The following is a 20,791-nucleotide window of genomic DNA, read 5'->3' on the forward strand; positions in this document are numbered from 1 at the left end:
GCGAGGAGGAAAACAACATGATGGTAAACGTCATTGGTGCAGGGTTAGCCGGAAGCGAAGCAGCGTGGCAACTAGCGAATCGAAACGTTCAAGTGCGCTTGTACGAAATGCGACCAGTGAAACAAACGCCAGCGCATCATACGGAAAAATTTGCGGAACTCGTCTGCAGCAACTCGTTAAGAGCCAATACATTAACGAATGCTGTCGGTGTCTTAAAAGAAGAAATGCGCCGTTTAAACTCTGTCATTATGAAAGCGGCAGACGAATGTTCGGTTCCGGCGGGAGGAGCGTTGGCCGTTGACCGCCATGAGTTTGCGGCGCGCGTCACCGATCTTGTGCAACATCATCCGAACGTCACGGTCATTCGTGAGGAAGTCACAGACATTCCATCAGGGCCGACGGTCATTGCGACAGGGCCATTAACATCGCCAGCGCTTTCTGAGAAGCTAAAAGCGCTAACAGGGGAAGAATATTTATATTTTTATGACGCTGCTGCTCCGATTGTGGAAAAAGAAAGCATCGATATGGATAAAGTGTATGTAAAATCGCGTTACGATAAAGGCGAAGCCGCATATATCAACTGTCCGATGACGGAGGCGGAATTTGATCGGTTTTATGAGGCGCTTATTTCTGCAGAAACGGTACCGTTAAAAGAATTTGAAAAAGAAATTTATTTTGAAGGATGCATGCCGATTGAAGTGATGGCAAAGCGAGGGAAAAAAACGTTATTGTTCGGTCCGATGAAGCCGGTTGGACTTGAAGATCCACGCACAGGAAAGCGTCCGTTTGCCGTCGTCCAACTTCGGCAAGACGATGCTGCTGGCACACTTTATAATATCGTCGGCTTCCAAACGCATTTAAAATGGGGCGATCAAAAAGAAGTATTTCGTCTCATTCCTGGCTTAGAACAGGCAGAATTTGTTCGCTATGGTGTCATGCATCGAAACACATTTATCAACTCGCCGAAGTTGTTGCGACCAACGTACCAGTATAAAGGGCGTGATGATTTGTTTTTCGCAGGACAAATGACAGGGGTCGAAGGGTATGTCGAATCGGCCGCTTCTGGATTAGTCGCTGGGATAAACGCTGCTCGACTTGTGCTAGGACAAGAGTTGCTTGTTTTTCCGCAAGAAACGGCAATCGGCAGCATGGCGCATTATATTACGTCCGCCGACCCAAAATACTTCCAGCCAATGAATGCTAATTTCGGCTTGTTTGCCCCGTTAGACGAAACGATCAAAGACAAAAAACGGCGCAACGAACAATACGCACAACGGGCATTGGACACAATTCAGAATTTTATAAAAAACTAATTGCAAGGGCTACTAATATGTGTTAATATTTAGTAGCCCTTGTGAGGTGTTACGAATGGAAAATTTGAAAATTTCGTTACAATTATTCATAGAATATTTACAAATTGAAAAAAATTATTCACAATATACTATTGCGTGTTATGCACATGATATTGAACAATTTTTTGCATTTATGCATGAGCAGTCAATTGGACGATTAGACGAAGTGACGTATAGCGATGTCCGGTTATATTTGACAAAGCTACATAACGAACGCTTCACAAGTCGTTCCATTTCCCGCAAAATTTCTAGTTTGCGTAGCTTTTATAAATTTTTGCTGCGGGAAAAGAAAGTCGTCGAAAATCCATTTGCGCTTGCGACGCTGCCAAAAAAAGAACAAAAAATTCCGCATTTTTTGTACGAACAAGAATTAGAATGTTTATTCCATGTCAATGATGTAAATACAGCGCTCGGTCAGCGCAATCAAGCGCTTTTAGAACTGCTTTATGCAACAGGTATTCGTGTTAGTGAATGTTGTCACATTCAACTTTCCCATATCGATTTTTCGTTGTCGACGATTTTAATTTATGGGAAAGGAAATAAGCAGCGGTACGTTCCGTTTGGACGGTTTGCGAAAGAAGCGCTCGAGCGATATGTGCAAAACGGCCGAAACGAACTGTTGCAAAAAGGGAACGTCGCCCATTCTTATTTATTTGTCAATTTTCGCGGGCGTCCTTTAACACCTCGAGGGGTACGGTATGTTGTTAATGAAATCGTAGAGAAAGCGGCACTAACACAAAAAGTAAGCCCGCACGTATTTAGGCACACGTTTGCCACCCATTTGCTTAATGAAGGGGCGGATATGCGTACCGTTCAAGAATTGCTCGGTCACGCTCGCCTTTCTTCCACCCAAATTTATACGCATGTAACGAAAGATCGGCTGCGCGACATTTATTTACACGCCCATCCGCGAGCGAAGGAAAGCGAAGAACGGTCTTTGGCTTTGCCAAGGAAACATCTGACGGAAGCGCAAGCGTTCGACGAAGACGTGCTTGCACGTCGAACGGCGGATGTAGACGCAGAGGATGTTCATTCGTAGCTAGCCAAGAAGAGTGAAGGCGACTGACGTTTATTTTCCTTTTTAAAGGAGGAGTTTTATGGAGTTCCATGCGACGACGATTTTTGCGATCCATCATAATGGCGCGTGCGCAATGGCTGGCGATGGCCAAGTGACGTTTGGTAATGCGGTCGTGATGAAGCATACGGCGAAAAAAGTACGAAAACTTTTTCATGGTAAAGTGTTGGCTGGATTTGCTGGCGCGGTGGCAGATGCATTTACGTTGTTTGAAATGTTTGAAGGGAAGCTTGAAGAATTTAATGGCAATCTGCAGCGCGCAGCGGTCGAACTAGCGAAAGAATGGCGCAGCGATAAAGTATTGCGTCGGCTAGAAGCGATGTTAATCGTCATGGATGCTCGCCACCTGCTATTAGTGTCTGGAACGGGCGAAGTCATTGAGCCGGATGACGGCATTTTAGCGATTGGTTCGGGCGGAAACTATGCGCTTGCTGCTGGTCGAGCATTGAAGCGGTATGCTGGTGAGCAAATGAGCGCAAAAGAAATTGCGAAAGCAGCGCTAGAAATTGCAGCAGACATTTGCGTGTATACGAACGGCCATATCATCGTCGAAGAATTATAAGCGGAGGGAAACGCGATGAATTTAACGCCTCGGCAAATTGTTGAAAAGTTGGATCAGTTTATCGTCGGTCAAAAAGAAGCGAAAAAAGCAGTGGCGGTCGCTTTGCGCAACCGTTACCGCCGCAGCTTGCTCGATGAGAAGTTGCGCGATGAAGTCGTGCCGAAAAACATTTTAATGATTGGGCCGACAGGGGTAGGAAAAACGGAAATCGCAAGACGGCTTGCAAAGCTTGTTGGTGCACCGTTCATTAAAGTGGAAGCGACGAAATTTACAGAAGTCGGCTACGTCGGTCGCGATGTCGAATCAATGGTGCGTGACCTTGTCGAAACGGCTGTCCGGTTAGTGAAAGAACGAAAAATGAACGACGTAAAAGACCGAGCAGAGAAGCAAGCGAATAAACGGCTCGTTGAATTGTTAGTGCCAGGGAAGCAAAAACAGACGATGAAAAACCCGTTGGAACTGTTGTTCGGCGGCAGTCAACCGACGCCACAAGACGATGGAAAAGAAGATCAATACGTGGAGCAAAAGCGAAAGCAAGTCGCGATGCAATTAGCGAACGGGGAGCTTGAGGACGAATTCGTAACAATCGAAGTCGAAGAACAGCAAATGCCATTGTTTGACTTTTTTCAAGGTGCGGGCATTGAGCAAATGGGGATGAATATGCAAGATGCGCTCAGTAGCTTTATGCCGAAGCGGCGCAAAAAACGAAAGTTAAAAGTAAGCGAAGCGCGGAAAGTGTTGACGAACGAAGAAGCACAAAAATTGATTGATATGGACGAAGTAACACAAGAAGCGATTTACCTTGCAGAACAATCAGGAATCATTTTCATTGATGAAATCGATAAAATTGCCAGCAGAGGGCATACCTCTTCAGCAGACGTTTCGCGCGAAGGAGTGCAGCGTGATATTTTGCCGATTGTCGAAGGGTCGACGGTAATGACGAAATACGGCCCGGTGAAAACGGACTATATTTTATTTATTGCCGCGGGTGCGTTTCACATGGCAAAGCCGTCCGATTTAATCCCAGAATTACAAGGACGTTTCCCGATTCGGGTAGAGCTATCGAAGCTAACGGTCGATGATTTTGTCAAAATTTTAGTGGAGCCAAACAACGCGTTGCTTAAGCAATATACTGCGCTGTTGGCGACGGAAGGTATACAACTTGAATTTTCTGACGATGCTATTCGTAAGATTGCGGAAGTAGCGTATGAAGTCAATCAAACGACGGATAACATCGGTGCGCGGCGATTGCATACGATTATGGAAAAATTATTGGAAGATTTATCGTTTGAAGCGCCAGATATTACACTTGAAAAAATTATCATTACACCACAATATGTGGAGCAAAAATTAGGGAATATCGTCAAAAACAAAGATTTAAGCGAGTTTATTTTGTAGGAGGCTGTCAGAGATGAATTTATTACAAAAAACAAGAACAATTAATGCCATGCTGCAAAAAGCGGCAGGTAAACCAGTGAATTTTAAAGAAATGGCGGAAACGCTTTGCGAAGTAATTGAAGCGAACGTGTTTGTTGTTAGCCGCCGTGGCAAACTATTAGGGTTTGCGATTAAGCAATCGATTGAAAATGAACGGATGAAAAAAATGTTAGCAGATCGTCAGTTCCCAGAAGAATATACAAACAACTTATTTAACATTACCGAAACATCGCCGAACTTAGATATTAATAGCGAATATACTGCGTTCCCTGTTGAAAACCGTGATTTGTTTAAAACGGGATTAACGACAATCGTGCCGATTAACGGTGGTGGCGAGCGGCTCGGTACGCTTATTTTATCACGACTTGATCGCGAGTTTGATGACGACGATTTAATTTTAGCAGAATACGGGGCGACGGTTGTCGGTATGGAAATTTTACGGGAAAAAGCGGAGGAAATCGAAGAAGAAGCACGCAGTAAAGCGGTTGTTCAAATGGCGATTAGCTCGTTATCGTACAGCGAATTAGAAGCGATTGAACATATTTTTGATGAATTAGACGGAACGGAAGGATTGCTTGTTGCAAGTAAAATCGCAGACCGTGTCGGCATTACGCGTTCGGTTATTGTAAACGCGCTTCGCAAGCTTGAAAGCGCCGGCGTAATCGAATCGCGCTCGCTCGGAATGAAAGGGACATATATTAAAGTATTAAATGACAAATTTTTAACCGAGTTAGAAAAATTAAAAGCGCATTAAAGAAAAGGGGCTGAGGCAATCAGCTCCTTTTCTTTTGGAAAAGGTAAAAATAGTACAAACTTCCGGCTATACATTATTTACACATTCTTTTAAAATAGAAAATATCAGATATTGTCGAAAAAAGCAGATAAAGAGGGGATTTTCGATGAAACTATTTTCTCGCACGTTTAATATGCTCGAACAAGGCCTTGATTATGCGTCGTTGAAGCAAAAAGTAATCGCGAATAATATTGCCAATGTCGATACACCAAACTATAAAGCGAAAGACGTACAGTTTAAAACAGCGCTTGAACAAGCGATGGCGCCGCTAGAAGCGTATCGAACGGATCCGCGTCATTTTTCGTTTAAAGGAAATCCCAGCAATTTTTTAGTGACGACAAGAAGTGATGTAGTATACAATCATAATGGAAACAGTGTCGATATCGACAAAGAAATGTCGGATTTAGCCGAAAACCAAATTTACTATAATGCGCTAGTGGAACGGTTGAACGGTCAGTTTAACACGTTAAAAACGGTCATTAAAGGAGGAAAATAATGTATGTCGATTTTTCAAAGCTTAAATACAACGGCATCAGCATTAACCGCTCAACGACTAAGAATGGACGTTATTTCCTCCAATATGGCGAATGTCGATACGACGCGCGCGAAATTTGTTAACGGACAATGGGAACCATATCGACGGAAAGTAGTAGTGATGGAGCCGAAGGAAAATGGATTCTCTTCGTATTTGCAAGCAGCGATGGATCGCTCTTCTGCCGGAGATGGGGTAATGGTTACGAAAATTGTCGAAGACCAAACCCCGTTTAAACTCGTGTACGATCCGACGAATCCAGATGCGAATAAAGACGGTTACGTTCAATTGCCGAACGTCGATCCGTTAAAAGAAATGGTCGACTTAATGAGCGCTACTCGTTCATACGAAGCAAACGTGACAGTGTTCAATGCATCGAAAGGAATGCTAATGAAAGCGTTAGAAATCGGAAAATAAGGAGAATGAGTGATGATTAACAAAATAAATAATTTGTTTTCAACGACTGCGGCGGCGACGGCTACAAAACCAGCAGAGGCACAAAAGGAGTTCGCCACTTTTCTAAAAGATGCCATTAACAAAGTGAACGATGAACAAATCCAAGCTGACAAACTGACAGAAAAGTTAGTAAAAGGAGAGAACGTTGACTTACATCAAGTCATGATCGCAGCCCAAAAAGCGAGCATTTCCATGCAACTTGCGATTGAAATTCGCAATAAAGCGATTGAAGCCTATCAAGATATGATGCGGATGCAAGTATAATTAGTGCACTGCTAAACAAGCATTTTATTTATCTTGCAATAATCGGAGGAATACTATGAATCAACGAATGAAAGAGTGGCTGACACGAATAGCTACTTTTTGGCGGGAAAGAACAAAAGCACAAAAAACAATGGCGATAGGTGCAGCGCTTCTTTTCTTTACGATTGTTGGAACGGCCTCGTATTTTGCGACGAAAACGAATTTTGTTCCATTGTATAGCAACCTTACGCCGCAAGAAGCAGGGCAAATTAAAGCCACGCTCGATCAGCGCGGCGTTCAGTCCGAAGTAGCGGATAACGGCACAACGATAAAAGTACCAGAAAAACTGGCAGATACACTAAAAGTGGAATTAGCAGCGGAAGGGATTCCGGATAGCGGAAGCATCGACTATTCGTTTTTCGGAAAAAACGCCAGTTTTGGTATGACCGATAATGAGTTTAACGTTGTCAAGCTAAAAGCGATGCAAACAGAGCTTGCCAATTTAATTAAAAATATTGACGGCGTGGAAGATGCCAAGGTGATGATCAATCTTCCACAGCCGAGCGTATTTGTATCGGATGACCAGGGCGAGGCGTCTGCTTCTGTCGTCTTAAAAACAAAACCAGGCTATAAGTTTAGCGACGAACAGATAAAGGCGCTGTACCATCTCGTATCGAAGAGCGTCCCTAATCTTCCTACTGATAATATCGTCATCATGAACCAATATTTTGAGTACTTTGACCTAAAAAATGATGAAAAATTTTCGACAGCGACCGCGTTTGCGACGCAAAACGAAATTAAAAAGCAAATCGAACGCGACATTCAGCGCCAAGTTCAACAAATGCTTGGTACGATGATGGGACAAGATAAAGTGGTCGTATCGGTGACAGCAGATGTCGATTTTACCCAAGAAAATCGAGAAGAAAATCTAGTTGCCCCGGTTGATGAGCAGAACAAACAAGGAATTGCCGTAAGTGTGCAGCGCATTAAAGAGACGTATTCCGGACAAGGGGCACAGCCGGGAGGAACAACTGGAACAGGCACAAGCGACGTTCCAGGGTATCAATCTTCCACAAGCAATTCGAACGGAGACTATGAAAAAACGGAAGAAACCATTAACAATGAAGTAAACCGAATCAAAAAGAAAATTGTCGAAAGTCCATATAAAGTACGGGATTTAGGCATTCAAGTGATGGTCGAGCCACCAAACCCGAAAAACCCGAACTCGTTATCCCAACAAACAGTTGATGATATTAAGAAAATTTTAGGGACGGTTGTTCGCACATCGATTGATAAACAAAATGGCCAAACGTTGACTGACCAAGACATTCAAAATCGGATTGTCGTTTCCGTACAAAAATTCAACGGGAAAACAGATTTTACACAACCGCAAACGACGATTCCAACGTGGGCATATATTGCTGGCGGTGCCCTTTTACTCGCGTTAATCGGTTTAGTCGTCTTTTTCCTTATGCGTCGACGGAAAAAAGATGACGATGCGATGGATGAATTGGGGGACGAACCACTTATGCCGGAACTCCCAGATATTCATGAGGAGAAAGAAACAGAAGCTACGTTACGGCGTAAGCAGCTCGAAAAACTGGCGAAAGAAAAACCAGATGAGTTTGCGCAGTTGTTAAGAACATGGTTAGCGGAAGATTAAAAGGAGGGGGAACATGGCGAAGAAAGAAAAAAAAGGGGAACTTACAGGAAAGCAAAAAGCAGCCATACTCCTCATTTCACTCGGACCAGATGTATCTGCGTCAGTGTATAAACACTTATCAGAAGAAGAAATCGAAAAGTTGACGCTTGAAATTTCCAACGTTCGTCAAGTGGCGGGACAGGAAAAAGAAGAAGTGATTGAGGAGTTCCATCAAATCGCCTTGGCGCAAGATTATATTGCCCAAGGCGGAATCGCCTATGCGAAAGAAGTATTAGAAAAAGCGCTTGGTTCTGAAAAAGCGATAAACATTATTAACCGGCTCACATCAGCGTTAATGGTGCGCCCGTTTGATTTTGCACGCAAGGCGGATCCCGCGCAGCTATTAAACTTTATTCAAAACGAACACCCGCAGACGATTGCGCTTGTTCTTTCGTATTTAGAGCCAGCGCAAGCGGGGCAAATTTTATCGTCGCTTCCGCAAGAGATGCAAGCCGATATTGCTCGCCGAATTGCGTTGATGGACAGCACATCACCAGAAGTGATTAACGAAGTAGAACAAATTTTAGAACGGAAGCTTTCAGCTACTGTTGTACAAGATTACACGCAAACCGGCGGCATCGAAGCAGTTGTCGAAGTGTTAAATGGCGTAGATCGTGCGACAGAACGGACAATTTTAGATGCGCTTGAAATTCAAGACCCTGAATTAGCAGAAGAAATTAAGAAGCGAATGTTTGTCTTTGAAGATATCGTCACGCTTGATAATCGCGCGATCCAGCGCATTATTCGCGAAGTTGACAACAACGACTTAATGTTAGCGTTGAAAGTATCAAGCGACGAAGTGAAAGAAGTTGTCTTCCGCAACATGTCAACGCGCATGGCGGAAACGTTTAAAGAGGAAATGGAATTTATGGGACCTGTTCGTCTTCGTGATGTAGAAGAAGCACAGTCGCGCATTGTGGCGGTGATTCGTCGCCTCGAAGAAGCGGGCGAAATCGTTGTTGCGCGCGGTGGAGGAGATGATATTATTGTCTAATGTCATTAAAGCTCCGTTTGCGAAAACCGACCATCATAATAAAAAAATGATTGAGATAAAGCAATATTTTTTGCAGCAACCAGACGTTTCGCCACTCGAGCAAAGCGAACAAGAAAATGCACAAATGTTGATCGACGAAGCGAAACGACAAGCGCAATTGATTCAACAAGAAGCGGAGCATTACTATCACTCCGTAAAACAACAAATTTTACAAGAACAAGAACAATGGCAAAGCGAAAAACAACAGCTAGCGAGAGCAGCGCAGCAGGAAGGATACGACGCTGGGTTTATTCAAGGAAAAGAAGAAGCGCTTCGCCAATATGAGCAACTGATCCACGAAGCAAAACGCATCATCGAAACAGCAAACGAACAGTTTTATGAACAAATTGACGCAGCGAATGAAACGATTTTACTTATTGGGCTGAAAGTGGCGGAACGAATTGTCGGAGAAAAACTTACAGAAAATCACGAGCATTTTCTTTCGCTTGTGAAGCAGGCGATAAAAGAAGTACGGGAGCAGTCAGAAGTGAAAATATACGTTCATCCACGCTATTATGATTGGCTTGCGCAGCAAAAAGAAGAACTAAAAGCGATGTTTAGCGAGCCGGTCGATCTTTTTCTCTATCCAGATGAACAGCTACAAGAAACGGGATGTATTATCGAAACGCCATTTGGACGCATCGATGCTAGTGTAGATACACAGTTGCAACAAATAAAAGAGCAGTTGCTTGAGCGGCTCGAGGAGGCAACATCGTGAATTGGCAAACGCTCCTTCATGAGATTGAAACGCTTGACTCGTATAAACGGTTCGGAAAAGTGACACGCGTTATTGGACTAATGATTGAAGCGAAAGGACCAGAAAGTTCGGTCGGTGATGTTTGTTACATTCATGTCGGTGGGGGAAGAAAAAAAATAGCGGCCGAAGTCGTTGGCTTTCGTGAGCAGCATGTATTGCTTATGCCATTTTCCACTGTTCAAGATATCGCGCCTGGCTGCATTGTCGAAGCAACCGGGAAACCGCTACAAGTAAAGGTAGGCGTAGAATTAATTGGGAAAGTGCTTGATTCGCTCGGACAACCGCTAGATGGTGGGGCACTTCCGAAAGGGTTGCGTTCGTTATCGATTGAACAAGAGCCGCCAAACCCGCTTTTGCGTCCGCCAATTGCTGAGCCTGTCGAGGTCGGTGTGCGCTTGATTGACAGTTTGTTGACCGTCGGAAAAGGACAGCGCGTCGGCATCTTTGCCGGTTCAGGCGTTGGAAAAAGCACATTGCTCGGCATGATTGCCCGCAACACGAATGCGGATGTAAACGTCATTGCTTTAATCGGAGAGCGTGGACGCGAGGTGCGAGAATTTATTGAACGCGATCTTGGTCCGGAGGGGCTTGCTCGCTCGATTGTTGTTGTCGCTACATCGGATCAGCCGGCGCTTATGCGCATTAAAGGGGCGTATACGGCGACGGCAATTGCCGAATATTTCCGTGACAAAGGAATGGACGTCATGTTCATGATGGATTCCGTCACACGCGTGGCGATGGCACAACGGGAAGTAGGGCTTTCGATTGGTGAGCCACCGACAACAAAAGGATATACTCCTTCCGTCTTTGCGATTTTGCCGAAGCTGCTCGAGCGGACAGGAACGAATGAACATGGAAGCATTACAGCGTTTTATACCGTATTAGTCGACGGAGACGATATGAACGAACCAATTGCGGACACGGTGCGCGGCATTTTAGACGGCCATTTTGTACTTGAACGAAATCTAGCAAATAAAGGGCAATATCCAGCGATTAACGTCCTAAAAAGCATTAGCCGGGTGATGAACTACATTATTACACCGGAACATAAAGCGGCAGCGGAAAAGTTTCGCCAGCTTTTGTCAACGTATATGCATTCGGAAGATTTAATTAATATCGGGGCATATAAACGAGGGTCATCGCGGGAAATTGATGAAGCGATTCGTTATTATCCGAAGCTTCTCGATTTTTTAAAACAAGATACGCATGAAAAATTTACGAAAGAAGAAAGCGTTCATATGCTGCTTCAACTCGTACACTCGGGGTGAGTAAACGATGGTTCGTCCATTTAAACTCCATAAATTGTTAGCGATTAAAGAAAAGGAAAAAGAAAAAGCGCTTGGAGAATATCAAGAGGCGACCAAGCGGTTTGAGGAAGTTGGCGAGAAGCTATACCATTTGCTTAAACAAAAAGAAGACTATGAAGAAACGTACAAACAAAAAATGAGCACAGGTCTTTCCATTCAAGAAATCCGCCATTTTCGCCAGTTCGTGACTAATTTAGAACGAACAATTTCTCACTACCAACAGCTAGTGGCGCAAGCGCGCGAACAAATGCTTTTGAAGCAGGCGAAGCTAGCAGAAGCAGCAATCGAAGTAAAAAAGTACGAGAAAATGAAAGAAAAGCATGAGCAAGCTGTACACGAAGTGTTGCAAACTGCCGAAAACCGATGGATGGATGAAGTGTCGATTCAGCAATTTATCCATCGCAAAGATTGGGTGAGAGGATGAAAGAACAAGTAATAGAGAAAGAAACCGAACTAGAAGAGGAAGGGAAAATAGGAAAATTTAAATGGTTTTTATTTGTCATCGTCATTCCGCTTTTATTTGCGATTGCATTAGCGCTTGTCATCGCGACGGTCGCTGGTTTTAATGTATTTGGCGCTATCCAAAAATACGGGGGAAACATCCCGTATGTGTCGGAGTGGATAAACGGAAAACAGCAGTCCACCGAGCAAATTTTACAAAAGACGATGCTAGAACAAAAAGCAATGATTGACGAGAAGACGCAGCAAATAAAGAAGCTAGAAAACACGATTAAAACGAAACAAAGCGAAATCGACGCGCTAAAGCAAGAAATCAAACGGCTCAATGCCGAACTGACTGCCGCAAAACAACAGCAGGGGACATCATCCACAACCAAAAATGAAACGAAGCCAACGGTGCAAGATGTTACAAAAATATATGAAACGATGTCACCAAAAAATGCGGCGGCAATCATTCCAAAAATGTCAGACGAAGAAGCGGTATATATTCTTTCTGCACTAAGTAACGATACAGCAGCGGCCATTTTAGAAAAAATGACGCCAGAAGAAGCCGCAAAATATACGACGCTGTTAGCGAAAAAAGCACAAGCGAACGCCCAACAATGAAAGGAGGTGAGAACATGATTCGTCCGATCGCTTTTCTTTCGCCCAATATGTTGCCGTTGACCGCACAGAAACAAGAAACGCCAACTTCTGCTTTTGCCATGTTGCTAGCGAATATGAAACAGCCAACGCCGCAACTTGAAAAAAGTGACCTGTTGCCTGTCCAAGCGTTTTCGATTGATTCGCCCAAGCTGTACGGCGAACTACAGCAACTGTTTGCTGCAATTCCGATAGAAGAAGGATATGCGCGGCAAGAAACGTTGGAAAATCCGACCGTTTCCCATTTTTTTCAGCTATTGCCGCCGACATTGAAAAAACAAATGACCGAAACGTTTGTCCCTGGACGTCCGTTTGAGCAAATGGTAGAAGATGAAAAGACGTTAGAAGACAACGGAGCGTTGCTGGCGGTTGCTTTTATGCTGTTTCAATTAGAGCAAAGGCAAAACTCCCTTCCGGATGATGTATTTGAAGGAGTAAAGGAGCGACTCGTTGCTGTCTTTTCTGGGAACAATGTCCGCCTTCCGGAACAAATAAAAAACGTGCGATCACTTTTTGACAAGCTTATTAGTTTGTCATCGAAAAATGAACAGGCTGCTAATTTCTCAAGCGATTTTACTAACCGTTCTGTGCGAACGACAAACGGCTCGCAGGCAATAATAGAACCGGTTGTTTCGGCAAAAGAAAAATCGCCTGTTTCATTAGAAACCGTCGTCCCTTTGCCGCCGGAGCCATTAACGGATGGAGAAGAATCGATCCCTCTTTTTGCTACAAACAAAGAACTATCACCTGTTATTTCGTTGCCAGGCAATGAACAAAAGGGTGAGTTGCAACGTTCGTTTACGCATCAGTTGACAGAAATAATGAAAACAGGCAAGTTTACAAAAGGGGCAAACGGACAAGCGCAGCTGGTCATTCGCTTACATCCGGAGCATTTAGGAACATTGACGGTGAAACTTATTGCCCAAAAAGACGGAGAACTGGCGGCCAAAATCATAACGAATACAACAGCAGCGAAAGAGTTAGTAGAAGCGAGCATTCACCAAATTCGTCATATTATTCCGACGGAAAATATTATTGTCGAACGATTTGATGTATGGACGCAACCTGAGTTTGCGGGAATGAACCGTCAACAGCAGCAGCGCCAATCGAAACAGCCATTTGAACAGGAACAACAATCTAAACAATCCGAACAAGTGACGGAAGAGTTTGCAGACGCACTACAAGAAAAATTAAATGCGACTATCTAGGGGGTGAGTAGGATGGCTACTACTAACGCGATTGACTCTAGTTTATTGTTAAGTAACTATAAACCGACAGAACGGAAAACAGGACAGCAAACGTTAGGAAAAGATGACTTTTTAAAAATATTAATCGCGCAGCTTGAACATCAGGATCCATTAAATCCGCTGGAAGATAAAGAATTCATCTCACAAATGGCTAGTTTTTCAACGCTTGAGCAGATGGTCAATATGTCGACGATGATGCAAAAGTTTATTGACTCGCAAAGCACGACGACAGAAAAATTAACGAGCATGTCCGACTCATTGCAGCAGCTCGTCCAACAGCAAAGTATGCAGACGCTTGCTAGATATAGCGAGTTAATTGGTAAGCAAGTAGAATGGAGTAGTGCAGAAGGCGACAAGAAATCAGCGTTAGTAAAATCGGTGCTGCAACAAGGAGCAAAGTGGATGCTTGAATTAGATACTGGCGAAACGATTTCACCGTCTGATGTAACGAAAGTAACGTTCGGGGGGTGAGCGCTTGAGTTACCGGGTGCAGTTTTTCCCACGTACACCGATCGTACCGAATGCTTCCCAAACGCGAAAGACGAACGTTTCTCCATCGTTTCGTGAAGCGTTCTCGGAAGCGCAGCAAACGTTGAAAATTAGCAAACATGCGCAACAGCGATTAGAAGAACGTAATATTTCGATTGATGAGCAGCAATGGGCGCTCATTAGCCAAAAAGTATTGGAAGCAAAACAAAAGGGGATACGGGATTCGCTAGTATTAACCAATCAAGCAGCACTAATTGTCAACGCAGTGAATCAAACGGTGATTACAGCGATGAACCGCGAAGAAGCGCAAGCGCAGCTATTTACGAACATTAACGGCGCGATTATTTTAGAGTAAGGCTGGACCGTTTGGGGGCCTTCGAGCTTGCGGAATGACTGAAGCAGCTCAATGATGAAAAAAGGAGAGGATTTTTATGTTACGTTCGATGTTTACGGGCATTGGCGGGATTCGCAACTTCCAATATAAATTAGATGTTATTGGTAACAATATTTCTAACGTTAACACATACGGCTATAAAAAAGCACGGGTAACGTTTAAAGACCTCGTTTCCCAACAAATTTCTGCAGCGACGTCATCGACTGGAACGCGCGGGGGAATTAATGGCAAACAAATCGGATTAGGAAGCGGGTTAGGTTCGATCGAGACGATTCACACGCAAGGTTCGACGCAAACGACGTCACGGCCACTTGACTTAGCGCTCGGCGGCGACGGATTTTTCGTTGTCGGCTCGATTAACGACGTGACGTTAATTGATATCGACGGACCAGCTGGCAAGCTCGGTACGAACAAAGTAAATACAGGTGTGCCGATCGATCGCGCCTTCAACCTTAGCTTTACGCGAGCAGGAAACTTTTATTTAGATGAGTACGGCTATATTGTCAACTCGGAAGGACAATATTTAATTGGTGAAGCAGCGATTAAAGATGTAGATACGGTCAAAGCAAATGCCCCGCATGTGGCAACGGCTCGACAAGATTTGAATAGCTTTGTGAATGGTGCGAATGGCTTAGTAGACTTTATTCAAAAATGGAAAGCAGAGTTTTCCAAAAACCCAGATAACAATCCAGCGACTAAAACGGATTTCATTAATCTCGTGAAAAGTTTCAATACACAATTGAAAGACCTTAATAAAAAAATTACTGGGAAAACAGACCCGAATGATACGACATCGCCAACTGCCGGAACATATTTCAATGATAAAGTATCTCCTAAAGCAACTATTAATCCTGTTCCGCTCCTTCCAGAAAATGATAGCAATTGGCCGGATTCGTTATCAGAAGCGGAAAAATCGATGGGACCGTACTTAGAGCAAATTAGCGGGTTTGTCGAAAGCGTTCAACAAGTACTAAATGACTACAGCGAACCGAAATTCGGAAATGTTACAAGCTTTGAACCAGGATTGATTCAAATTCCAAAAACGGCAAAAAGTTTTGGAATTACAGCCGATGGAAAAGTCACATTTATTGATAGCAATGGGCAATTGAAAATTGCTGGGCAAATTTTACTGGCGCAATTCCCGAACCCGAGCGGCTTAGAGAAAATGGGTGGCAATACGTTTAAAGAAACAAACAACTCAGGAAAACTCGACCGGAATGCGAATGGGTTAACGATTAACGAATTGTCGCGTCCAGGACTAAATGGCGCAGGAGAAATTATTTCCGGGGCATTAGAAATGTCAAACGTTGACCTTTCCGAAGAGTTTACGGAAATGATTGTTGCCCAACGTGGCTTCCAAGCAAACACGCGCATTATCACAACATCGGATGAGATTTTGCAAGAACTTGTCAACTTAAAGAAATAATAAGGGAGGGAGGGCACTAGACTCCGTCTAGTGCCCAAATACATATGATTACATTAACGCGATTAAATGGAAAAATATTCACGTTAAACGCGCTATACATAGAACAAGTGGAAGCCTTTCCCGATACAACGATTACGTTAACAAACGGCAAAAAAATCGTCGTCCGTGAATCTGTAAAAGATGTGGTAGAGCTCGTTACCCATTTTTATCGCCAAATCTCGGTCATCGGGCTTCCTCGAGAGGTGGAGGGATCAAATAGTGAGTAAATTATGGAAAATCATGCTTGTTATTTTAGTAAGTATTACTCTTATATCGGTAGTAGCATTAGTCATCGTTTTAAAATTTACCGGCAATCAAGAGAAAAAAGCACCGACAGCGGATGAAATTGTCGCTAGTTCGGTTGATGTGCCGGAAATTACGACAAACTTAGCCGACGGCAGTTTTATTAAAATTTCATTTAAAATCCAAATGAATAGCGAGGATGGAAAAACCGAGGCAGAGAAGCGCGATTTTCAAATAAAAGATATTATTATCGAGCAGCTATCGACGATGAAACCGGTCGATTTTAATGGGGAGCAAGGAAAGACGAATCTAAAAAATCGCTTGAAAGAAAAAATTAATCAAATTATGCAAGATGGAAAAGTGGAGCAAGTGTACATTACTTCCTTCATCCTCCAATAACTATGCGAGGAGGTGATAGCGTTGTCTGGTGAAGTATTATCGCAAAGTGAAATTGATGCGTTGTTAGCGGCGTTGTCTGCAGGAGAAATGGATGCGGAGGAACTAAAAAAAGAAGAAGCGGATAAAAAAGTAAAAGTATATGACTTTAAACGTGCGCTTCGCTTTTCCAAAGACCAGATTCGCAGCCTTACCCGCATTCACGAAAACTTTGCAAGGCTGCTAACGACGTTTTTCTCAGCGCAATTACGGACGTATGTGCAAATCTCTGTCGCTTCGGCTGATCAAATTCCGTACGAAGAATTTATTCGCTCCATTCCAAAGATGACGATTTTAAACGTATTTGAAGTGCCGCCATTAGACGGTCACATTATTATGGAAGTCAACCCAAACATTGCATATGCGATGCTTGACCGTGTGATGGGCGGACGGGGCGTGAGCTTAAATAAAGTGGACAATTTAACGGAAATTGAGATGCGAATTATGTCCAATTTGTTTGAAAAAGCGTTCAGCAATTTGCGTGATGCGTGGGAATCGGTCACTGAAATTGATCCGATGTTAACCGAATTTGAGGTGAATCCACAATTTTTACAAATGGTATCACCGAATGAAACGGTTGTTGTCATTTCGTTAAACACGCAAATTGCCGAAACGAGCGGGATGATTAACATATGTATTCCGCATGTTGTGTTAGAGCCAATCATTCCTCGTCTTTCCGTTCATTATTGGATGCAGACGCAAAAGAAAGAACGGATTCCCGAAGAAGTGGAAGTATTGGAAAAACGAATTAAAGTGGCGAAACTGCCAGTTATTGCGGAGTTAGGGACAGCGATGATTACGGTGCAAGAATTTTTACAATTGGACGTAGGTGACGTTATTCAACTTGACCAATCGATTCACGAGCCATTAATTATTAAAATTGGCGATGTGCCGAAGTTTATTGGTCAGCCAGGAAAAAGGAACAAACGCTTGGCAATTCAAGTGTTGGATACGATGAAAGGGGGAGAAGACAACGATGATGAGCGATGATATGCTATCCCAAGATGAGATTGATGCACTGTTGCGCGGAACGGCGAGTTTTGATGATACCCCGCCCGCCACTCCGTCTGTCGACGACGTATTATCGACGATGGAGCAAGATGCGTTAGGTGAAATTGGCAACATTTCGTTCGGTAGCTCAGCAACGGCACTTTCGATGTTATTAAACCAAAAAGTGGAAATTACAACACCGAGCGTATCGGTCATTCGCCGAGACGATGTGCCGCAAGAGTTTCCGCATCCGTACGTAGCCATTCAAGTGAACTATACAGACGGTTTTTTAGGAACGAATTTGCTCGTCATTAAACAGTCTGACGCAGCGATTATCGCTGATTTAATGCTTGGCGGTGACGGGCTGAACCCAGCTGATTTGTTAGGAGAAATTCAGTTAAGCGCTGTTCAAGAAGCAATGAACCAAATGATGGGCTCAGCAGCAACATCGATGTCAACAATTTTCGGGAAAAAGGTGGATATTTCGCCGCCGACGCTTCATTTACTAGATGTGAAAGAAGGCGAAGGAATCGAATATTTGCCGCCAGAAGATATTTTAATTAAAATTTCATTCCGTCTAAAAATTGGGAACTTAATTGACTCAAACATTATGCAGCTATTGCCGGTTGATTTCGCAAAAGAGTTAGTGCAAAATTTATTGCAAATGTCTAGTCCGAGTCAAGCAACATCGGCTAAAATGGATGTGAATAGTGGAACAAGCACACCACCTCCTTCTTTAGCAGGGAAAAGCCAACCAGCTTACGGCTATGGGCAGCCGACACCGATGCCGCAAGAGCCACAATATGTAGCAACACCGCAACATACGCCAAACCATTTTGGCGCCTATGCAGCTGGACAACAAAATATTCAACCGGTCGATTTTGCTAGCTTTGAGCCCGCTCCTGTTGTTGAGGCTGAAACGCGGAACTTAAATATGTTGCTCGATATTCCGTTGCAAGTGACGGTAGAACTAGGAAGAACGAAACGGTCGGTGCAAGATATTTTAAGTTTGTCGTCAGGCTCTATTATTGAACTCGACAAGTTAGCAGGAGAGCCAGTCGATATACTTGTTAACAACAAATTAATTGCCAAAGGCGAGGTTGTTGTTATTGACGAAAATTTTGGGGTGCGTGTGACCGATATTATTAGCCAGAGCGATCGTCTAAAAAAATTAAAATAGTGTAGGGGGTTTTTCGAATGGCAAGAATTTTAATCGTAGATGATGCTGCATTTATGCGAATGATGATTAAAGACATTTTAACGAAAAACGGTCATGAAGTCGTTGCCGAAGCAGCGGATGGGGTGCAAGCAGTTGAAAAATATAAAGAAGTTCGCCCAGATTTAGTAACGATGGACATTACGATGCCAGAAATGGATGGGATTACAGCGCTCAAAGAAATTCGGAAGTTTGATAGCAATGCGAAAGTGATCATGTGCTCCGCGATGGGGCAACAGGCAATGGTCATTGATGCGATTCAAGCGGGAGCGAAAGATTTCGTCGTCAAACCGTTCCAAGCCGACCGCGTCATTGAAGCGATTAACAAAACGCTTGGTTAACTAAGAGGTGGAACAATTTGCTTCAACTCCGAACGATAATACTCGCTCTATTAGTAGCAGTAGTGGTTGCTTCGCAAACAAATATAGCGTTTGCGGAGCAGTCTCCTACCGTGAAACAATGTATTGACCATCCCGAAACGTGCGAAAAAGCACCAGCAACGAAAAACGCAACAAATGATACGCAGCCAGCGCAAGCCGTCTCGGTTACGGCTTGGGATGTGGTCAAGCTTATTTTCGCTACATTGTTTGTGTTAGCGCTTATTTACGCGCTATTACGATTTATGAACAAACGCAGTCGTTGGCTGGCAAAACGTGGCCTTGTGGAACATCTCGGCGGGGCACACGTCGGAACAAACCGTTCTGTTCAGCTTGTCAAAGTAGGAAAACGTATTTTTATTGTAGGTGTCGGTGATTCTGTGCAGTTGTTGAAAGAAATTGAGGATGAGAAAGAAATAAATGAACTGCTCGCCATGCATAATGAATCATTGCAAAAAATGTTAGAGCCGAACGAGTTGCTTCTTTCTTGGCTGAATCGGTTGACAAAAAACAATGCAAAAGAAGAAACACAAACAACCTCGTTCCGAACGTTATTTGCCAAACAAATGCAAGAATTAACGAAAGAGCGCCAAAAGTTGCTGAAGCAGATAGAGAAGGGGACAACGTCCGATGAATGAGTTTATGCAGTTTTTTAACCAGGTGGCTCCGGACACGGTTTCGACGTCGGTGAAGTTGCTTTTGCTGCTGACGGTATTTTCGATTGCCCCAGGCATTTTAATTATGATGACGTGCTTTACACGTATTATTATCGTATTATCGTTTGTTCGCACATCGCTTGGGACGCAACAAATGCCACCGAACCAAGTGCTAATTGGGCTAGCGCTATTCTTAACGTTTTTCATTATGGCACCGACGTTTAAACAAATTAACGACGAAGCGCTACAGCCGTTATTTTCGGAAAAAATTAATTTAGAACAAGCGTACGAACGCGCTTCTGTGCCGTTGAAAGAATTTATGAGCGAACATACAAGGCAAAAAGATTTGGCGTTATTTTTAAAATATAGCGGCGCTAAAACGCCAAAGACGGTGCAAGATATTCCGTTAACGACGCTCGTGCCTGCCTTTGCGATTAGTGAGATTAAAACGGCGTTTCAAATGGGGTTTATGATTTTTATTCCGTTCCTTGTCATTGATATGGTTGTCGCGAGCGTGCTCATGTCAATGGGGATGATGATGCTTCCGCCCGTCATGATTTCTTTGCCGTTTAAAATTTTATTGTTTGTGTTAGTAGACGGCTGGTATTTAGTTGTTAAATCGTTGCTAGAAAGTTTTTAAAGAGGGGTGGAAAAGGTGAATGCCAACGTTGTAGTCCAGCTTGCCGAACGAGGCGTATATATGGTTTTAATCGTTTGCGGTCCGCTCTTATTATTGGCGCTCGCTGTCGGATTATTAATCAGCATTTTTCAAGCGACAACGCAAATTCAAGAACAAACGCTTGCGTTCGTTCCGAAAATTGTAGCTGTGCTCATCGGACTCGTCTTTTTTGGCCCGTGGATGTTGTCGCGAATGGTGTCGTATGCATATGAAATTTTCAATAACTTAACGCAGTTTATAGGCTGATTCG

25 protein-coding genes and 1 pseudogene are annotated in these 20,791 nt (G+C 43.6%); all 26 read left to right on the plus strand.

What is annotated here, in order from left to right:
* Positions 1–17 precede the first annotated feature (17 nt).
* The 26 genes and pseudogenes from trmFO (at position 18) to fliQ (ending at position 20,787) form a co-directional block, all read left to right on the plus strand.
* On the plus strand, positions 18–1,313 hold the full coding sequence (trmFO, locus tag GGR02_RS01900) for an FADH(2)-oxidizing methylenetetrahydrofolate--tRNA-(uracil(54)-C(5))-methyltransferase TrmFO (protein WP_183183062.1): 1,296 nt from the start codon (positions 18–20) through the stop codon (positions 1,311–1,313).
* A gap of 55 nt (positions 1,314–1,368) precedes the next feature.
* Positions 1,369–2,268 (plus strand): annotated as a pseudogene (gene xerC, locus GGR02_RS01905) (tyrosine recombinase XerC); the annotation flags it as partial.
* A gap of 181 nt (positions 2,269–2,449) precedes the next feature.
* A complete protein-coding gene (hslV, locus tag GGR02_RS01910; RefSeq protein ID WP_183183064.1) occupies positions 2,450–2,989 on the plus strand; it encodes an ATP-dependent protease subunit HslV in 540 nt (179 codons plus the stop codon).
* A gap of 15 nt (positions 2,990–3,004) precedes the next feature.
* On the plus strand, positions 3,005–4,387 hold the full coding sequence (gene hslU / locus GGR02_RS01915) for an HslU--HslV peptidase ATPase subunit (RefSeq protein WP_183183065.1): 1,383 nt from the start codon (positions 3,005–3,007) through the stop codon (positions 4,385–4,387).
* Between the two features lie 13 nt (positions 4,388–4,400).
* The gene (codY, locus tag GGR02_RS01920) at positions 4,401–5,180 is read left to right on the plus strand and encodes a GTP-sensing pleiotropic transcriptional regulator CodY (protein WP_183183066.1); all 780 of its coding nucleotides are present in this window, start codon (positions 4,401–4,403) and stop codon (positions 5,178–5,180) included.
* A 145-nt stretch (positions 5,181–5,325) separates the two neighbouring features.
* Positions 5,326–5,715: a flagellar basal body rod protein FlgB gene (gene flgB / locus GGR02_RS01925; RefSeq protein WP_183183067.1), complete on the plus strand. Its 390-nt coding sequence runs from the start codon at positions 5,326–5,328 to the stop codon at positions 5,713–5,715.
* A gap of 3 nt (positions 5,716–5,718) precedes the next feature.
* Positions 5,719–6,168 carry a flagellar basal body rod protein FlgC gene (gene flgC, locus GGR02_RS01930; RefSeq protein WP_183183068.1) on the plus strand — a complete coding sequence of 150 codons (450 nt, stop codon included), beginning with the start codon at positions 5,719–5,721 and terminating at the stop codon, positions 6,166–6,168.
* 12 nt (positions 6,169–6,180) lie between these two features.
* A complete protein-coding gene (gene fliE / locus GGR02_RS01935) occupies positions 6,181–6,471 on the plus strand; it encodes a flagellar hook-basal body complex protein FliE (protein WP_183183069.1) in 291 nt (96 codons plus the stop codon).
* A 55-nt stretch (positions 6,472–6,526) separates the two neighbouring features.
* Positions 6,527–8,113 (plus strand): flagellar basal-body MS-ring/collar protein FliF, encoded by a 1,587-nt coding sequence (fliF, locus tag GGR02_RS01940; RefSeq protein ID WP_183183070.1) that lies wholly within the window; start codon positions 6,527–6,529, stop codon positions 8,111–8,113.
* Positions 8,114–8,126: 13 nt separating this feature from the next.
* Entirely contained in the window at positions 8,127–9,146 is a 1,020-nt protein-coding gene (gene fliG / locus GGR02_RS01945; RefSeq protein WP_183183071.1) for a flagellar motor switch protein FliG, read from the plus strand.
* Positions 9,130–9,903, plus strand: a complete 774-nt coding sequence (fliH, locus tag GGR02_RS01950) for a flagellar assembly protein FliH (protein WP_183183072.1) — start codon at positions 9,130–9,132, stop codon at positions 9,901–9,903. Before fliG ends, fliH begins: the two co-directional genes overlap by 17 nt.
* On the plus strand, positions 9,900–11,210 hold the full coding sequence (gene fliI / locus GGR02_RS01955; RefSeq protein ID WP_183183073.1) for a flagellar protein export ATPase FliI: 1,311 nt from the start codon (positions 9,900–9,902) through the stop codon (positions 11,208–11,210). The genes fliH and fliI overlap by 4 nt, the downstream gene beginning before the upstream one ends.
* Before the next feature lie 7 nt (positions 11,211–11,217).
* Positions 11,218–11,673, plus strand: coding sequence for a flagellar export protein FliJ (gene fliJ / locus GGR02_RS01960; protein WP_183183074.1), 456 nt, complete (start codon positions 11,218–11,220; stop codon positions 11,671–11,673).
* The gene (locus tag GGR02_RS01965; RefSeq protein ID WP_183183075.1) at positions 11,670–12,314 is read left to right on the plus strand and encodes a MotE family protein; all 645 of its coding nucleotides are present in this window, start codon (positions 11,670–11,672) and stop codon (positions 12,312–12,314) included. Before fliJ ends, GGR02_RS01965 begins: the two co-directional genes overlap by 4 nt.
* 14 nt (positions 12,315–12,328) lie before the next feature.
* A complete protein-coding gene (locus tag GGR02_RS01970) occupies positions 12,329–13,558 on the plus strand; it encodes a flagellar hook-length control protein FliK (protein ID WP_183183076.1) in 1,230 nt (409 codons plus the stop codon).
* A 12-nt stretch (positions 13,559–13,570) separates the two neighbouring features.
* Positions 13,571–14,068, plus strand: coding sequence for a FlgD family protein (locus GGR02_RS01975; RefSeq protein ID WP_183183077.1), 498 nt, complete (start codon positions 13,571–13,573; stop codon positions 14,066–14,068).
* A 4-nt stretch (positions 14,069–14,072) separates the two neighbouring features.
* Positions 14,073–14,441 (plus strand): TIGR02530 family flagellar biosynthesis protein, encoded by a 369-nt coding sequence (locus tag GGR02_RS01980; RefSeq protein WP_183183078.1) that lies wholly within the window; start codon positions 14,073–14,075, stop codon positions 14,439–14,441.
* Between the two features lie 76 nt (positions 14,442–14,517).
* Positions 14,518–15,906, plus strand: a complete 1,389-nt coding sequence (locus GGR02_RS01985) for a flagellar hook-basal body complex protein (RefSeq protein WP_183183079.1) — start codon at positions 14,518–14,520, stop codon at positions 15,904–15,906.
* Between the two features lie 44 nt (positions 15,907–15,950).
* Positions 15,951–16,172, plus strand: a complete 222-nt coding sequence (locus GGR02_RS01990) for a flagellar FlbD family protein (RefSeq protein ID WP_183183080.1) — start codon at positions 15,951–15,953, stop codon at positions 16,170–16,172.
* 13 nt (positions 16,173–16,185) lie between these two features.
* Positions 16,186–16,587 carry a flagellar basal body-associated protein FliL gene (gene fliL / locus GGR02_RS01995; RefSeq protein ID WP_221210660.1) on the plus strand — a complete coding sequence of 134 codons (402 nt, stop codon included), beginning with the start codon at positions 16,186–16,188 and terminating at the stop codon, positions 16,585–16,587.
* A 21-nt stretch (positions 16,588–16,608) separates the two neighbouring features.
* The gene (fliM, locus tag GGR02_RS02000) at positions 16,609–17,613 is read left to right on the plus strand and encodes a flagellar motor switch protein FliM (protein WP_183183081.1); all 1,005 of its coding nucleotides are present in this window, start codon (positions 16,609–16,611) and stop codon (positions 17,611–17,613) included.
* Positions 17,600–18,793, plus strand: a complete 1,194-nt coding sequence (gene fliY / locus GGR02_RS02005; RefSeq protein ID WP_183183082.1) for a flagellar motor switch phosphatase FliY — start codon at positions 17,600–17,602, stop codon at positions 18,791–18,793. Before fliM ends, fliY begins: the two co-directional genes overlap by 14 nt.
* 17 nt (positions 18,794–18,810) lie before the next feature.
* Positions 18,811–19,170 carry a response regulator gene (locus GGR02_RS02010; RefSeq protein WP_183183083.1) on the plus strand — a complete coding sequence of 120 codons (360 nt, stop codon included), beginning with the start codon at positions 18,811–18,813 and terminating at the stop codon, positions 19,168–19,170.
* A gap of 17 nt (positions 19,171–19,187) precedes the next feature.
* Positions 19,188–19,844 carry a flagella biosynthesis regulatory protein FliZ gene (fliZ, locus tag GGR02_RS02015; protein WP_183183084.1) on the plus strand — a complete coding sequence of 219 codons (657 nt, stop codon included), beginning with the start codon at positions 19,188–19,190 and terminating at the stop codon, positions 19,842–19,844.
* Positions 19,837–20,502 carry a flagellar type III secretion system pore protein FliP gene (fliP, locus tag GGR02_RS02020; RefSeq protein ID WP_183183085.1) on the plus strand — a complete coding sequence of 222 codons (666 nt, stop codon included), beginning with the start codon at positions 19,837–19,839 and terminating at the stop codon, positions 20,500–20,502. The genes fliZ and fliP overlap by 8 nt, the downstream gene beginning before the upstream one ends.
* Positions 20,503–20,517: 15 nt before the next feature.
* The gene (fliQ, locus tag GGR02_RS02025; protein WP_183183086.1) at positions 20,518–20,787 is read left to right on the plus strand and encodes a flagellar biosynthesis protein FliQ; all 270 of its coding nucleotides are present in this window, start codon (positions 20,518–20,520) and stop codon (positions 20,785–20,787) included.
* Positions 20,788–20,791 lie beyond the last annotated feature (4 nt).

Origin of the sequence: Anoxybacteroides voinovskiense, assembly GCF_014196205.1 — a bacterium.
Lineage (GTDB): Bacteria > Bacillota > Bacilli > Bacillales > Anoxybacillaceae > Anoxybacteroides > Anoxybacteroides voinovskiense.